We start from the raw sequence: 13,975 nt of genomic DNA, 5'->3' as shown, positions 1-13,975 counted from the left end.
GTCGAGATCCTCCCGGCGTCGTCGAGATGGCTACTTCAGCAGCCGGCTCATCCGCCTGTCCTTGAGCTGGGTGCCGCCGGTCTGGCAGGTCGGGCAGTACTGCAGGCTGAGGTCGGCGTAGCAGACCTGGCAGATGGTGTCCCCGCACACCGGGCAGGGCATGCCGGTGCGGCCGTGCACTGCCATGGCGACCTTCTTCTCCTTCCTGAGATCGGATGCGGCCACTCCCTCGCAGCGCCGCAGAGCATCGGCCAGGACGGCCTTGATGGCGGTGAACAGCGCGTCGATCTCGGCGGACGTCAGGCTGTTGGCGGACTTGAAGGGTGACAGTCTCGCAGCGTGCAGGATCTCGTCGGAGTAGGCGTTCCCGATCCCGGCCAGCATCCGCTGGTCGCGCAGTACCCCTTTGAGGTAGGCCCTTCCGGCGCCGTGGAGGACTGCGGACAGCTGCGCCCGGTCGAACCTCTCGGCTGCCGGGTCCGGGCCGAGAGTGCGCACCTGGTCGATCAGCTGGGGGTCGCTGACGATGTGAATGGCCAGCTTCTTCTGAGTGCCCGCCTCGGTGAGATCGAATCCAGACCCGTCGTCAAGGTGCACCCGGGCCGCCAGCGGGCCCTTGCCCGGTCGTGGCGGGGTCCCGGGCAGGTCCTGGGACCATCTCAGCCAGCCGGCCCGGGCCAGATGGATCACCAGATGGGCGGCCCCGGCGTCGGCATCCAGGAACTTGCCGTACCGCTCGACGGCTCTGATCGGCTCCTGGCAGAGCGCCTGCGGGCCGGGGTCGACGGTCTTCAGAGCGCTGATCGCCACGATGTCGATCCGGGTGATGGTGCGACCGATGATCCTGCCGGTCAACAGCCGGCGCAGCGACTCGATCTCGGGCATCTCGGGCATGTGGCCATTGTGTCCCCTCGATCGGCTCTGTTCCGAGGGTCTGACCTCATGCCGGTCTCCCCCTCGCCGTCACAGTTCAGACCGGATCCCATGCAGCCGTCACGGTCTGCGCCGTGCCGGCTAGCCGTGATGGGCCGGCACCGCCAGCTGCTGGCTGGCCAACTCTGCGTAGATCCCGTCCAGGTCCATCAGCTCCTGATGACTGCCGCTCTCGACGATCCGGCCGTCCTTGATGACGTGAATCATGTCGGCGTCCACGATCGTGGACAGCCGGTGGGCCACCGTCAGGGTGGTGCGGCCGTCGGCGACCTCGTCGATGGCGTCCTGGACCAGGCGTTCGGAGACGGTGTCGAGTGCCGACGTGGCCTCGTCGAGCAGCAGCACCGGCGGATCCTTCAGGAGCACTCGGGCGATCGCGATGCGCTGCTTCTCGCCGCCGGAGAGCCGGTAGCCCCGCTCCCCCACCACGGTGTCGTAACCGTGCTCGAAGCCGACGATGACATGGTGGATGTTGGCCGCGGCGCAGGCCTCGATGAGTTCGGCGTCGGTGGCCTCGGGTCTGGCATATCGAAGGTTCTCGGCGATCGTCGCATGGAACAGATAGGTCTCCTGGGAGACCATGCCGACGTCGTCGACCAGGGAGGAGTGCTGCAGGGTCCGCACGTCGGCGCCGGCGTACTCGACCCGGCCGGTGGTGGTGTCGTACAGCCGTGGCACCAGCGACAGGATGGTGGACTTGCCGGATCCCGAGGGGCCGACCAGGGCGACGTGCTGGCCGGGTTCGACGGTGAAACTCACCCGGTCCAGGATGGGCGGGGAGCTGGCCGTAGCGTCCGGGTAACGGAAGGTGACGTCGTCCAGGCGGATTCGCCCTCGCGGTCCGGGGGCCTCGGCGACCGGCCGGGCGTCGGGTGCGTCGACGACCGCTGGCACCAGGTCGAGGTACTCGAAGATGCGAGCGAACAGGGCCTGCGAGGTCTGCACGTCCAGGGCCACCCGCATCAGCCCCACCAGCGGGTTGAGCAGTCGCGCCTGCACCGTGGTGAAGGCGACGATGGCACCGGCGGTCAGACCGGATCTGCCGGCGATGATGAGCCATCCGGCGAGCAGGTAGATGATCGCCGGCACCGAGGCCATCAGCACCTGGACGATGGCGAAGAACCCCTGGCCACTCATCGCACGCCGAACCTGCAGACGGATCTGGGTGGTGTTCTCGGAGCGGTAGCGAGCAGCCTCACCGGCCTGCCGGTTGAAGGACTTGGCCAGCAGCACCCCGGAGACAGACAGCGTCTCCTGGGTGATCGCGGTGAGCTCCGACAGGGACTCCTGGGTCTGGCCGGCGATCCGCGCGCGGATCTGACCGACCCGACGCTGCACCAGAACCAGGATGGGCATCAGGATCACGGCGACCACCGTGAGCCGCCAGTCGATGAGGATCATCGCCACCAGCGAGGCGATCACGGTGACGACGTTGCCCAGGATGGAGGTGAGGGTGGAGGTCAGCACGCTGGAGACGCCGCCGACGTCATTCTGCAGTCTCGACTGGATGACACCGGTGCGCGTCCGGGTGAAGAATCCCAGTTCCATCTTCTGCAGGTGCTCGAAGAGCCGGACCCTCAGATCCCCGGTGACCAGGTTGCCGACCGTGGAGGTGAGCCAGGTCTGCAGCACGTTGAGGGCAGCGGTCAGCAGGTAGAAGCAGATCATCGCGGCGACCAGAACGGCCAGCAGGCCCATCACCGGCCGCCGGCCGGGCGGGAACAGGGCGTCGTCGAAGACCCTCTTGACCAGCAACGGCGGGACGACGCCCAGACCTGCCGATATCACCACGATGAGGCAGGTGACCAGGATCCTGCCCCGGTACGGGGCGAAGAGTCCCAGCACCCGACCGCGCAGATTGGCCACCTCGGGGGCCTGGGCGTTGAGGGCCCGTTGGGCCGCCTCGTCGATCCCCCGTCGGCCACCGCCGGGACGACCGCCGCCAGGGCCCATGCCACCAATGCTCATGTGCGCATCATAGGAAGCCAGGCCGATCGGGCGTCGAGCCAGCCGTCGGAGGGCCAGCACCCGATTTGCTCTCAGCCCTGGTCCTCGGCCTGCCACAGCCGGCGGTAGAAATCGATCCGCTGTGGATCTGGCTCCACCCCATAGGCACTCCAGAAGACCGACTCGTCGAAGGTCGGGTAGTTCCAGGACATCGACAATGTCATGACGGCCAGATCGGCCCAGCGATCGGCGATCCCCAACCGGCCGACATCGACATGAGCCAGGAAGCCGCCGTCCTCGGCGAGCAGGGTGTTCGGTGCGCACGGATCGCCCTGACACACCACCAGTCGGTCAATCGACGGCTCGTCGGCACCGAGAAGGTCTGCGACGTCTCGCCCCGCCAGCCTGGTCTCGGTGCCCCACTCAAAGGGGCAGTCCTCGACCGGCAGCTGGTGGAGTCGGCGAAGGCCTCGTCCCAGGGCCGCCAGCGCGACATCCGGACGGCGCCTCCACCTCGGGCTGACCGCGGACCGACCCGCCACAGCCCTGGTGATCAGCAGCTCCTGAGCCTCATCGCAGTCGTAACCGACCGGTTCGGGAACCGGATGCCGGGGCTGCAACCAGGTGAGGCGCTCACGTTCCCGGGCCAGCGACTCCCCTGAGGACAGCGGGTTCCACTTGGCGTACCACTGAGGTCGACGGTCGGGGCCAAGGACGGCCACAGTCCATCCCCCGGCCTGGTTGACCCAGACCGGCTGCACGCCGAACCCCCCGAGGCCCGCCTGCTCGAGCATCGGCTCGATGGCGTCCGGAACGGGAGTACCGACAGCAGGGACGCTCATACCCGAATGATAGGAACGAGAGCCGGTCGACCGGGTCTTGACGGTCACCCAAGGTCAGTCGGAAATGCGAACAGTGTCAGCGCCGGCAAGTGACCGAAGACGGCGGGTGATGGCCGCGCGGAGGTGGTCGTGTCGGTCGCCGAGCTCGGTTGCCGGATCCTTCCAGCTGGCCGGTCCGTAAAGCCAGACGGGTCGCCGAATCATCTCGGGCGGTTCCCATCCATAGCGCGGCCAGATGTGGGTATGGAGGAAGGCGTCCGCGTTGCCGAGGATTTCAATGTTCACGCGGCGGAAGGCAGGGTCGGCATCGCGGCATGCCTGTTCGACCGCAGTCGCGAGCAGGTCAGAGTCCGCCAGAAACTGGACTCGGTCCTTGCGGGCCATCTCGGCAAGAGACTTCGTGTGGGAATCCCTGCCGAGTAGTACGCAGTAGCCGGGAAGGAACTGGACGTCACCGATCACGGCGTAGCCACTGGGGAGCTCAGCGAGAACGGTGGGGTTCTCTCCTCTGGCAGCGGAGCCGATGCGGTCTTCACGCCAATCCATGGGACTGACGATAGAGGTGATGATGAAATCCCGTCACCTGGCGCCGCCGATAGCCGATCATGACACCAGCTGGACACCTGTGATGTCTGGTCAGGCGAAGTGGTGCGACCGGGATGAGATGCGAGTAACTATCTGCATATGATCTGAGATGGTGATACACCTCAGCCAGCGGGGGTCCGCGAGTTACCTTCGCTCTGGATTGGACGTTGACGTCCGGCATGGGCTGGCACACGAGCAAATGAGATGAGGGGCCGCCATGACGTTACGACACTTCTACAAGATCACGCTTCTCTCACTGGGCGTGGTGGGGATCTTCCTCGGCGTGTTGCTCATAATCCTCAACAATCCAACGCGATACCTTCTTGGAATTGAGATGTTCATCATCCCGGTGGTCATCGCAATACGAGTGACGATGGATCGGATGAAAGAATCTGAGCCAGGAAAACAGAACGGCGCGTAACCACGTGTGCTGCAGATCGGCACGGGACCCTTGATGGTCTCTGGCCAACCCGTTCGGGGAGTCTGCATGCCTGGTGCCCCGACCGAGTGCACTCACCTCGCGTCCCGTAACTTCAGCTGCTCGGATTGGCCGACCCCTCGCGGAATCGCGCGGACACGCGCCAGTGAGGGAGTTGATGAGTTAACCGCCCTCGACAGGCTAGATCTCGCTACCCAGGACTGCTGATCCGGCGGCAGGGGGCTCAAGAGCTGCCCTGAGCATCAGCTCGAGGGGAGCTCCCGCTGCGCTGTTGAATGCGCGGATCGAGGCCTGCTCGTTGTCGAGTCGGCTCACGTTCCGCCAGGTCAGGCGGCGACCACTCAGCCCTGCGATCTGATCGATGTAGGCCCGTTGGGTCCGGCCGTTTCCCTCCCGGAAAGCGTGAATGTAGTTAACCATCGACAGCAGTTCGGCGGCGTCATGGACGAACGCATCATCGTTGACGTGAGGGTTGCTGAGTAGTGCGCTGGATGCCAGGAATTTCTCCACCTCACCGGCGAATGCGAGCCTGATGAGGGTATGGGGATGGAATTGCGAGGACCCCTTGGAGATTTCCACCGTGCGGATCTGCCCGGCCCAGTCCCACACATCCTGATAGAGCTGCCGATGGATGCGGCAGAGATGCCTGAGATCGAATTCGCCCTGGACCGGGTTGATCTCCAACTGTCGTCGACGCGCGAACGACATGTTGCGCTCGAACCGGAAGGCGTCATCGGGGTCCATCAGCCCCACTGTGTTGCGCAGAACGTCTGTTCCCGGGTAGACGTACGGGTCTGTGATCTCGGTCATGCCTGCTGCGATGCGCATCGAGACAGAGTCGACGTACGGATCCTCTCGATCGCTTCCTCGATCTCGTAGGCGCCGTCGGCGTACTGTCGGGCGATCTCCAAGGTCTCCGCATCCGGAAGAGCCCCTTCGAGGTCCCAGCTCGCCGCGATCTCCTCGAGAGACTGGCGACGGCTCTCCACAGGATCCTTGATGCTCACGATGACCTCCTTGGAGGGGGTGTGTTCGTCTCCCAGACTAGGACGGCCCGGCCCCTCGCGAGAAAGCCACCTGATCACACGTTGAAGCGGAACTCCACCGAGTTCCGGTTCGTATCAACCTCTGGCGTCGACGCCTATCAGTGCGGCGCGACCCCCGATTCCCCAAGTGACTTCACCATGATCAGGCATGGGGTCTCGTCTCCCCAGAGGTTGGTCTCCTCAAGCGCCAGGAACCCGCACTTCTCGTAGAAGTGACGCGTGCGGGCGTAGCCTTCATCCGGATCAGATGCACCAAGTGTCTTGACCTCCAACAGGCGAACTCCACGGGGAACCGCATCACGTTCGATCGCAGTGAGCATTGCGGTCCCAACCCCGGTGCCGTGAGCCGAACGCTCCACCACGGTCATGTGGATCTCCGCGGCCCAGGGAAAGTGCCGATCCACCAGCGTCGCACCGATGACCTGTCCATCCGTGTCGCGCACGGTCCAGGTCTCCTTGGTCCGAGCAGCCTCGATATATTCGGCGTTGGCTTCTGTCCGCCCAAACCATTCTGGAACCGTGGCAAGCAATCGTGCGAGGTCATCAGGCACCTGCTGGTCGCGCTCAGCGACCCACGCAGCGCCGGTCACGCGACTGCCAGCGGTGTGATCGCAGCGACCTTGTCGCGCAGCGCCCGGCGCTCCAGGCGCAGCTCGTAGTTCGACTGCAGGTTCATCCAGAACTCCTCGGACGTGCCGAAGTAACGCGCCAGACGGATCGCCGTGTCCGCGGTGATCCCCCGCTTGCCGTGCACGATCTCATTGATACGCCGCGGCGGCACGCCGATCGACACAGCGAGCTTGTTCTGCGTAATCCCGAAGCCCTCGATGAAGTCGTCCATCAGGATCTCCCCCGGATGGATCGGTTCGATCAGATCGGCCTCAGTGGTAGTCGACGAGTTCGACATTGTCCGCACCTCCATCTCTCCAGACGAAGCAGAGACGCCATTTTGCGTTGACACGGATGCTGTGCTGGCCACGACGGTCACCGGTGAGCCGCTCCAGCCGATTCCCCGGCGGGATCCGGAGATCCTCGACGTCCTTTGCCGCGTGGATCAGCTCGAGCTTCCGCAGAGTAGACCGCTGCACGGTGCGATCGACGCGCTTGACGTACTGCTCATGCCAGATGCGCTCGGTGTCCGTGCTGCCGAACGATCTGATCACGTGACCACTTTATAACGCGGAGCGTCAATAACGCTAGACGTTAAACCGGAACTCGACCACGTTCCGTAGCCGAATAACCTTTGACGTCCATTGGCTCCATGAGTGCTGAGCCTCGGCGGGCCGCCGTCTACCTGCGGATCTCTCAGGATCGCGAGAACCGTCGCCTGGGTGTGGACCGCCACAGGGAGGACGCCGAGGCGCTCATCAAGGCTAGAGGATGGACTCCAGCAGGGGTCTACGAGGACAACGACATCTCCGGCAGTGGAGTTCTCCGATGGCGCCATCGCCCCCGCCCTGCTGGGCGAGGACCTGACCGTGGGGCCCTACACGACCGTGGCGGGCACGCGCCTGCCGGCCGCGCGGTGGGCAATCGCGGCGGCGCCGGCCGGTGCCAGCGGCGGCCCGAACGGCCCGGACGGCTTCCGGGTCACCGGGCGGCGCCCGCCCCCGCCACCACGAGGTCGATGAGCCGGCGGAGCACCAGATCGACGTCCTCGCCGTCGATGCGCCCCTGCCGGGAGCGGTTGAGCTCGGCGAGCACCCCGGTGACGATGAGCCGGGCGCCGGTTGCCGCAGCCGCGCCGGGGGCGCCGGCCCGGTCGTGGCGCAGGCGCGCGGCGATCTGCTCCTCGAGCCCCTCGACGCGGCCGAGGACCCGCTGGCGGTGCGGCATATCCGCACCGAAGAGGATCTCGCGGGCGACCCACGTCGTGGGCTCGGGCCAGCGGCGCATCGCGACGACGAACGGCGAGATAAGGGCCGCGATCTGGGCCGCGGGCTCCCCCGCCGCCGGCGCGGAGCGCGGCGGGGCCGTGTTCGCCTGCTCGTGGGCGCCCCAGAGCGCCTCGGCGACCATCATGAGCAGCTCCGCCTTCGTGGCCGCGTACTGGAAGACGGTCCCCTGCGCCACATCCGCGGCGCGCGCGACCTCGCTCATCGAGGTCCGCTCGAACCCGCGCTCCTCGAACAGCGCGCGCGCCGCGGCGAGGATGCGGGCGCGCTTGTCCGCCTTGGCCCGCTCGCGCCTGCCCGGCACCGCCGCTTGCCCGTGCCGCATGGCATCTTGAGTCCTCATACCGCGATTGTAGTCGACTCATTATTGAGTACACTCAATTACGAGGCCGGATGACCGCCGTCCGGCACGCGTCGGGAAGGACGGACCATGGAACACACGGCAGGCAACTACGAGGCATTCGCGCGCCCCCGCCCCGCGCGGCACGCCCAGGAGACGAAGGCCTACATCGTCGGCAGCGGGCTGGCTGGGCTCGCGGCGGCCGTCTTCCTCATCCGCGACGCCGGGGTCCCCGGCGCCAACGTCACGATCCTCGAGAAGGGCGGGATAGCCGGCGGTGCGCTCGACGGCCTCGACGTCCCGGAGAAGGGCTTCGTCATCCGCGGCGGCCGGGAGCTGGAGAACCACATGGAGTGCCTGTGGGACATGATGCGCTCCATCCCCTCCCTGGAGCTCGAGGACGCCTCCGTGCTCGACGAGTTCTACTGGCTCAACAAGGACGACCCCAACTACTCGCTGCGCCGCGCCACCGTGCGCCGGGGCGAGGACGCCGGCCACGAGGGCCGCTTCGACCTGCCGAAGCGGGCGCAGAAGGACCTGTTGAAGATCTTCCTCGCCGAGCGCTCCGAGATGGAGGGCAAGCGCATCGACGAGGTGATGGGCCGCGAGTTCCTCGACTCGCCGTTCTGGATGTACTGGCGGACGATGTTCGCCTTCGAGGAGTGGCACTCCGCGCTCGAGTTCAAGCTCTACCTCCACCGCTTCATCCACCACATCGGCGGGCTGCCCGACTTCACGGCGCTGAAGTTCACGAAGTACAACCAGTACGAGTCCTTCGTCCTGCCGCTCATGCACTACCTCACCGAGCACGGCGTCGTCTTCCGCTCCGGCACCGAGGTCCTCGATGTGGACTTCGCCCACCGCAACGGCGAGATCCGCGCCACCGCGATCCGCTGCCGCCGCGACGGCGCCGAGGAGACCATCGAGCTCGGCGCGCACGACCTCGCGCTCATGACGATCGGCTCGCTCGTGGACAACTCCGATGACGGCGACCACCACACGCCCGCCGCCCTCAACGAGGGCCCGGCCCCGGCCTGGGACCTGTGGAAGCGCATCGCGAAGAAGGACACGGCGTTCGGGCGCCCGGAGGTCTTCTGCTCCTCGATCGAGGAGACGAAGTGGGAATCGGCCACCGTCACGACGCTTGATGAGCGCATCCCCGCCTACATCGAGCGCATCGCCCAGCGCGATCCGTTCAGCGGCCGCGTGGTCACCGGCGGCATCGTCACCGCCGAGGACTCCTCCTGGCTGCTGAGTTGGACGGTCAATCGCCAGCCGCACTTCAAGAAGCAGCCGAAGGATCAGATCGTCGTCTGGGTCTACGGACTGTTCGTCGACGTCGACGGCGACTACGTGAAGAAGCCCCTGGCGCAGTGCACCGGCGAGGAGATCACCCAGGAATGGCTCTACCACCTGGGCGTGCCCGTCGAGGAGATCCCCGGGCTCGCGGCGACCGGCGCCCGGTGCGTGCCGGTCATGATGCCCTACGTGACGAGCTTCTTCATGCCCCGCCGCGCGGGTGACCGGCCGCAGGTCGTGCCGGAGGGGGCGGCGAACTTCGCGTTCCTCGGGCAGTTCGCGGAGACCGGCCGCGACACGATCTTCACGACCGAGTACTCGGTGCGCACCGGTATGGAGGCCGTCTACGAACTCCTCGACGTGGAGCGCGGGGTGCCGGAGACCTGGGGCTCCACGTACGATGTGCGCGACCTGCTCGAGGCCTCGGCGCGCATGCGCGACGGCAAGAAGGTGGAGATGCCCGGCCCGGCCGCGCTGCGCGGCTACCTGCGCGGCAGGCTCGAGCACGGCGAGATCGGCCAGCTCCTCGAGGAGCACAGCCTCATCTGAGCCCCCCGCCGCGGGTGCGCCTCGGGCCCGGTCCCGAGGCGCACCTAGGCTGGTCCCATGTCGCCCACCGCTCCCCTCGGCTCCGAATCCCGGCTGCCCGCCGCCTGGCGGCCCTGGCGCTGGCCCTCGCCGCTGGCCGGTGCGCGGCCCACGCCGGCCCAGCTCGCCGCGGCGGCGGAGGGCCCGGCTCGCGACGACGTGCTGCCGCTGCCCGGCGATGCCGAGTCCGCGGGCCTGGTGCGCCTGCTCATCGTGGGCATCAACCCGAGCCCGTGGACGACCGCGGTCAACGCCCCGTTCGCGCGCCCGGGCAACCGCTTCTGGCCCTCGCTCGCCGCGGCCGGCATTCTCCCCCGTACCGTCGATGCCTCGCGGGGGCTGAGCCCGGACGACGAGCGGCTGCTGGCCGAGCGCGGGATCGGGATCGCCAACCTCGTGGGTCGGACCACGGCGCGCGCCGCCCAGCTGACCCGCGCAGAGCTGCGCGCGGGCGGGCGGCGCCTGATCCAGCGCGCCGCGGTGCTGCGGCCCTGCGCCGTCGCGGTGGTGGGCATCACCGCATTCCGTCAGGCCTTCGACCGTCCCGGTGCGGTGCTCGGGGTGCAGCCGGCGGCCGATGAGTCCGGGGCGCCGTGGGTGCCCGGGTGGCCGGACGGGGTGACCCTGTGGGCGCTGCCCAACCCCAGCGGGCTCAACGCCCATGAGACTGCCGCGACGCTGGCGCAGAAGTGGCGGGAGGTGTGGGCCGCCACCGGCGCCCCGCCCGCCTCCCTGCGGGGCTGAGCCGCCGCGCTCAGGCCGGCGGAGCCTCGAGCCCGGGGGCCTGCTCGGTGCGCGCCGCTGTGCCCCGCGCCCGGCCCAGGCACTGCGGATCCGCGCAACCGGCCAGCCTGCGGTCGAGCGGATCGTGTCACCAGCGCTCGAGCCCACGGTGAAGCGCCACGCGGCGCTCGAGCAGGCCGCTCGCTGCTGGAGCTCGCACGGCCCGGCGAGCGTGTCGAAGAGCGCCCGCAGGCACCGCTGGATCTGGACGCTCCCGGCGCCGTCCCACGCCAGAGGTTAGATTCAGAACCCAAACTCCATCGGGTTACGTCACCGTTAGCGGTGTGGTCCGGGGATGTCGCACAGCGCACGCCTATCAGTCCGCGGGTTCACGCCGTCCGATCGAACTCTGGAACCGAATCAGGTACCCATCCGGATCAGTCACGAGGAACTGGCGGACACCCGCTTCCTCGGTGTCACTGACGCGGTACCACTTCGTCTCCGGCTCCATGAAGAGAGCCACACCTGCATGCCGGAGGGAATCCACGATGGGCTCGATCTCAGGGACGCTGATCTGAAAGTTGACCCCTCGTCGACGTGTACAAGCTCGCCGGGATCGAGACGCCTGAGATCTCGATCCTCAGCGATGAGTTCCTCGATTCGCTTGCGGAGAAGGACAAGCCAAACCTTCAGCTGGGGCTGCTGCGGCGTCTCCTGAGCGACCAGATCCGTACGGTGCAGCGAACGAACGTCGTCCAGGGGCGCAAGTACTCGGAGATGCTCGATGAGGCCGTGAACCGCTATACGAACCGGTCGTTGACGACCGCTGAAATCATCGCCGAGCTGGTCAAGCTCGCGAAGCAGATGCGAGACGCTCAGAAGCGGCACGAGGAGCTCGGGCTGCGCGAAGACGAGGTCGCTTTCTATGACGCTGTAGTGCAGAACGACTCTGCGGTGATGGAGCTGGGCGACGAGACACTCAAGGCGATCGCGCAAGAGCTCGTGAAGTCTGTCAGGCAATCAGCAACGATCGACTGGAACCTCAAGGAGTCCGTGCTGGCAGCGATGCGCTCCAAGGTCCGCCGCATCCTCGCCAAGTACGACTACCCACCTGATGCGGAGGCTAAGGCAATCGAGCTGGTGCTGGAGCAGGCAGAAGTGTTCGCTGGCGGAGTGTCAGGGTAGGCTGACACGACCACCGCCCCGGCAACCGCCGAGACGGCACAACCAGCCCTCCACTAAACCCGGGGCGATCCAAATCGGCGGGGCGTCTTCGAGCCCTGGTCGGGGTGCGGAAGCGAATGGCGCATTGGTCATTCGTCGGCCGGGTACGTCACCGTGCCGTCGGGCCCGATGACCGCGCCGCGGCTCAGTTGCGCCGGATCGACGTGATCGACGCCGAGGATGTGGTGCACCTGATCGTCGTGGGCGAGGAGATGATCGGCGATGATCCGCCGATGGCACCGCCACCAGACCGCCTCCGAGCACATCACGGCCGCGCGCTGTGCGCTCCCCTGCTCCCGCAGCTCTGTCAAAGCCTGTTTGAACTCTTCGGACAATGCGTGGTCGGCGTAGTTGTGGAAGCTGCGGTTCTCCCACCAGCCGTTGATCGCGAACGGCACGTCCCGGCTCACCGGGCGGCGACCAGTCAGGCCATCGGCGCGTCGGTATCCGATGCCCGCCGCCTCGAGCGACGACGCGAGCGCGTCCTGGTCGAACTGCGGATACCGCGTCGACCCCGGGAGCTTCCGGACATCGACGATCAGCTCGACCCCGCTGTCACGCAGCAGTTCGAGGAACTCGTCGAGCGCTCGCGTCGAGTGACCGATCGTGAAGAAAGGCTCACTCATCGACCAGAGTCAGGACGCTGCCTTTGTGGGCGGCGATGTGGTCGGTCTTGTCGCTCTTGATCTCGTACTGCGGGTCGTCTTCCGACGCACGATGAGTGTGGCCCTTGTAGTCGAAATCCTTCGTGTGCACCTTGGTCACCGTGCCCGAGACGTGCCCCGCCTCCGAATTCCACGCGACGTGGTCACCGATGTTGAATCTTTCAGGCATCTTCGTTCCCTCCGTGGCCTGATGAAATTCGTCCGCTGCCACGCAGGGTAGCAACGGCGAGTCCGCTCCGTTCCCCACTGCGCGAAGCACAGCGACGGCGCGTCGACTCTGTCACAATTCTAAGCGCCCCGACGTGTCGAAGGCTTTGTCGATGCCTCCAGCGTGGATTATCGGCTCTCCGCATTTGAGCGGGGCGTGTGCTGATTTCATGCTGCTGGTCTCTGCCCTCGGGTGAGGGCGATGTGGACCATGATGCGCCTTCGGTAGTTGTCCATGTTGGTGAAGCCGCATCCGACACGCTTGGTTTGCTTGATGATCCGGTTGAAGCCCTCGGTGCGGGCGTTGGTCACATCCTCGGTGAGCGCGACGAGCACCGCTGGCCACCAGGTGTCGATCGTGGTCGCCAGGCGGCTGGTTTCCTCCATGTCGGCGCGGGCGGCGGCGTCGTAGAAGTCGTACAGCCTGCGCCGGATCTGGTGCGGCTGGTGTTCGGCCAGCAGCAGGCGCAGGCGTTCCTTGACGGCATGCGCGGCGGCGATCTCGTTGGTCGGATCCTCGGCGGCGAGGGCGGCGTTGAACCGGGCCTTTTGCTTGACGGTGAGGTGCTCGTAGCCGGTGAGCAGCAGTTGCCGGCTGGCCCAGACTTTGTCGGTGGCGGTGCCGCGGCGGCCGTGCAGTTGCCGGGTGATCCGTTGACGGACCTGGGTGACCATGAGGTTGGCGAGGGCGACGAGATGCCACTTGTCGACTGCGATCCGCGCGTCCGCCAGGGCGGTGCGGATCCCGGATCGACAGGTACAACAGCGCCCGCCCGCACACCCGCCTCGGCAACGCCCCACCCGCCGAGTACGAGGCAGCGCACTGCGCTGAGCCCACCAAGTCATCGCGACCGGCAATGACACCTGCATAGACGTGGCATCAACGCGTAGATGTTTCAGTTTCTTCTGTGCTGGGTGGACTGAGTGAAGCTTCCCGGACTTCTGAGGAAAGTCATAGTTTCGAGAATCGGGTAGGATCACATCATGCCAGGATCGAAGTACAGTCCGGAGTTCAAGAACCAGGTCGTTCTTGAAGTCGTGGACAAGCATCGCACCATCAAAGCCGTAGCAGAATCATACAATCTTGTCGCTCAGACTGTCGGCGTATGGGTCAAGGAGTATCGCAAGAAGAATCCGGACCCGGAAACCGAGAACCTCACCAGTGCCGAGTCGGCCGAACTCGAACGGTTGAGGAAGGATCTCCGTGAGGCCCGGATGGAGAACGAGTTCCTAAAAAAAGCG

General features: G+C 66.4%; 18 protein-coding genes. 5 read left to right on the top strand and 13 right to left on the bottom strand.

What is annotated here, in order from left to right:
- Positions 1–30: 30 nt before the first annotated feature.
- The 4 genes from G554_RS0111880 to G554_RS0111865 form a co-directional block, all read right to left on the bottom strand.
- Entirely contained in the window at positions 31–894 is an 864-nt protein-coding gene (locus G554_RS0111880) for an Fpg/Nei family DNA glycosylase (protein ID WP_027588071.1), read from the bottom strand.
- Positions 895–1,014: 120 nt separating this feature from the next.
- Complete coding sequence (locus G554_RS0111875) at positions 1,015–2,901, bottom strand: ABC transporter ATP-binding protein (protein ID WP_245570047.1); 1,887 nt, start codon at positions 2,899–2,901, stop codon at positions 1,015–1,017.
- A gap of 71 nt (positions 2,902–2,972) precedes the next feature.
- Entirely contained in the window at positions 2,973–3,722 is a 750-nt protein-coding gene (locus G554_RS0111870; RefSeq protein WP_027588069.1) for an aminoglycoside 3'-phosphotransferase, read from the bottom strand.
- Between the two features lie 54 nt (positions 3,723–3,776).
- Positions 3,777–4,268, bottom strand: a complete 492-nt coding sequence (locus G554_RS0111865; protein ID WP_027588068.1) for an HIT family protein — start codon at positions 4,266–4,268, stop codon at positions 3,777–3,779.
- Positions 4,269–4,524: 256 nt separating this feature from the next.
- Here G554_RS0111865 and G554_RS17895 point away from each other — a divergent pair, with 256 nt between their 5' ends.
- The gene (locus G554_RS17895) at positions 4,525–4,728 is read left to right on the top strand and encodes a hypothetical protein (protein ID WP_027588067.1); all 204 of its coding nucleotides are present in this window, start codon (positions 4,525–4,527) and stop codon (positions 4,726–4,728) included.
- A gap of 198 nt (positions 4,729–4,926) precedes the next feature.
- Here the strand turns inward: G554_RS17895 and G554_RS16125 are convergent, their stop codons facing one another.
- The 6 genes from G554_RS16125 to G554_RS16120 form a co-directional block, all read right to left on the bottom strand.
- On the bottom strand, positions 4,927–5,574 hold the full coding sequence (locus G554_RS16125; RefSeq protein WP_051233034.1) for a Fic/DOC family protein: 648 nt from the start codon (positions 5,572–5,574) through the stop codon (positions 4,927–4,929).
- On the bottom strand, positions 5,553–5,753 hold the full coding sequence (locus G554_RS0111850) for an antitoxin VbhA family protein (protein ID WP_027588066.1): 201 nt from the start codon (positions 5,751–5,753) through the stop codon (positions 5,553–5,555). Before G554_RS0111850 ends, G554_RS16125 begins: the two co-directional genes overlap by 22 nt.
- 137 nt (positions 5,754–5,890) lie before the next feature.
- Entirely contained in the window at positions 5,891–6,382 is a 492-nt protein-coding gene (locus G554_RS0111845) for a GNAT family N-acetyltransferase (RefSeq protein ID WP_027588065.1), read from the bottom strand.
- Positions 6,379–6,699: a HigA family addiction module antitoxin gene (locus G554_RS0111840; protein WP_027588064.1), complete on the bottom strand. Its 321-nt coding sequence runs from the start codon at positions 6,697–6,699 to the stop codon at positions 6,379–6,381. Before G554_RS0111840 ends, G554_RS0111845 begins: the two co-directional genes overlap by 4 nt.
- A complete protein-coding gene (locus tag G554_RS0111835; RefSeq protein ID WP_027588063.1) occupies positions 6,674–6,955 on the bottom strand; it encodes a type II toxin-antitoxin system RelE/ParE family toxin in 282 nt (93 codons plus the stop codon). Before G554_RS0111835 ends, G554_RS0111840 begins: the two co-directional genes overlap by 26 nt.
- A gap of 427 nt (positions 6,956–7,382) precedes the next feature.
- On the bottom strand, positions 7,383–8,030 hold the full coding sequence (locus G554_RS16120) for a TetR/AcrR family transcriptional regulator (protein ID WP_051233032.1): 648 nt from the start codon (positions 8,028–8,030) through the stop codon (positions 7,383–7,385).
- 87 nt (positions 8,031–8,117) lie between these two features.
- Between G554_RS16120 and G554_RS0111825 the strand changes: the two genes are divergently transcribed.
- The 3 genes from G554_RS0111825 to G554_RS0111810 all read left to right on the top strand — a co-directional run bounded on the left by G554_RS0111825 (position 8,118) and on the right by G554_RS0111810 (position 11,822).
- Entirely contained in the window at positions 8,118–9,875 is a 1,758-nt protein-coding gene (locus G554_RS0111825; protein WP_027588062.1) for an oleate hydratase, read from the top strand.
- Between the two features lie 57 nt (positions 9,876–9,932).
- A complete protein-coding gene (locus G554_RS0111820) occupies positions 9,933–10,658 on the top strand; it encodes a mismatch-specific DNA-glycosylase (protein WP_084648520.1) in 726 nt (241 codons plus the stop codon).
- A gap of 576 nt (positions 10,659–11,234) precedes the next feature.
- Positions 11,235–11,822 (top strand): DUF3387 domain-containing protein, encoded by a 588-nt coding sequence (locus G554_RS0111810; protein WP_027588060.1) that lies wholly within the window; start codon positions 11,235–11,237, stop codon positions 11,820–11,822.
- 128 nt (positions 11,823–11,950) lie between these two features.
- Here G554_RS0111810 and G554_RS0111805 read toward each other — a convergent pair whose 3' ends face one another.
- The 3 genes from G554_RS0111805 to G554_RS17405 form a co-directional block, all read right to left on the bottom strand.
- Positions 11,951–12,487 (bottom strand): DUF488 domain-containing protein, encoded by a 537-nt coding sequence (locus tag G554_RS0111805; RefSeq protein ID WP_027588059.1) that lies wholly within the window; start codon positions 12,485–12,487, stop codon positions 11,951–11,953.
- Positions 12,480–12,737 carry a hypervirulence associated TUDOR domain-containing protein gene (locus tag G554_RS0111800; protein ID WP_245570045.1) on the bottom strand — a complete coding sequence of 86 codons (258 nt, stop codon included), beginning with the start codon at positions 12,735–12,737 and terminating at the stop codon, positions 12,480–12,482. The genes G554_RS0111805 and G554_RS0111800 overlap by 8 nt, the downstream gene beginning before the upstream one ends.
- A gap of 164 nt (positions 12,738–12,901) precedes the next feature.
- The gene (locus tag G554_RS17405; RefSeq protein ID WP_245570065.1) at positions 12,902–13,579 is read right to left on the bottom strand and encodes a transposase; all 678 of its coding nucleotides are present in this window, start codon (positions 13,577–13,579) and stop codon (positions 12,902–12,904) included.
- Positions 13,580–13,717: 138 nt separating this feature from the next.
- On the opposite strand from G554_RS17405, the gene G554_RS0111790 reads away from it, so the two are divergent.
- The coding region (locus tag G554_RS0111790) for a transposase (RefSeq protein WP_027588057.1) at positions 13,718–13,975 on the top strand (258 nt) is incomplete at its 3' end.

The sequence above is a fragment of the Acidipropionibacterium thoenii DSM 20276 genome, assembly GCF_000423445.1.
GTDB classification, from domain to species: Bacteria; Actinomycetota; Actinomycetes; order Propionibacteriales; family Propionibacteriaceae; genus Acidipropionibacterium; species Acidipropionibacterium thoenii.
The sequence above is the reverse complement of the archived record's forward strand: the minus strand, read 5'-3'. Positions and strand labels throughout refer to the sequence as shown.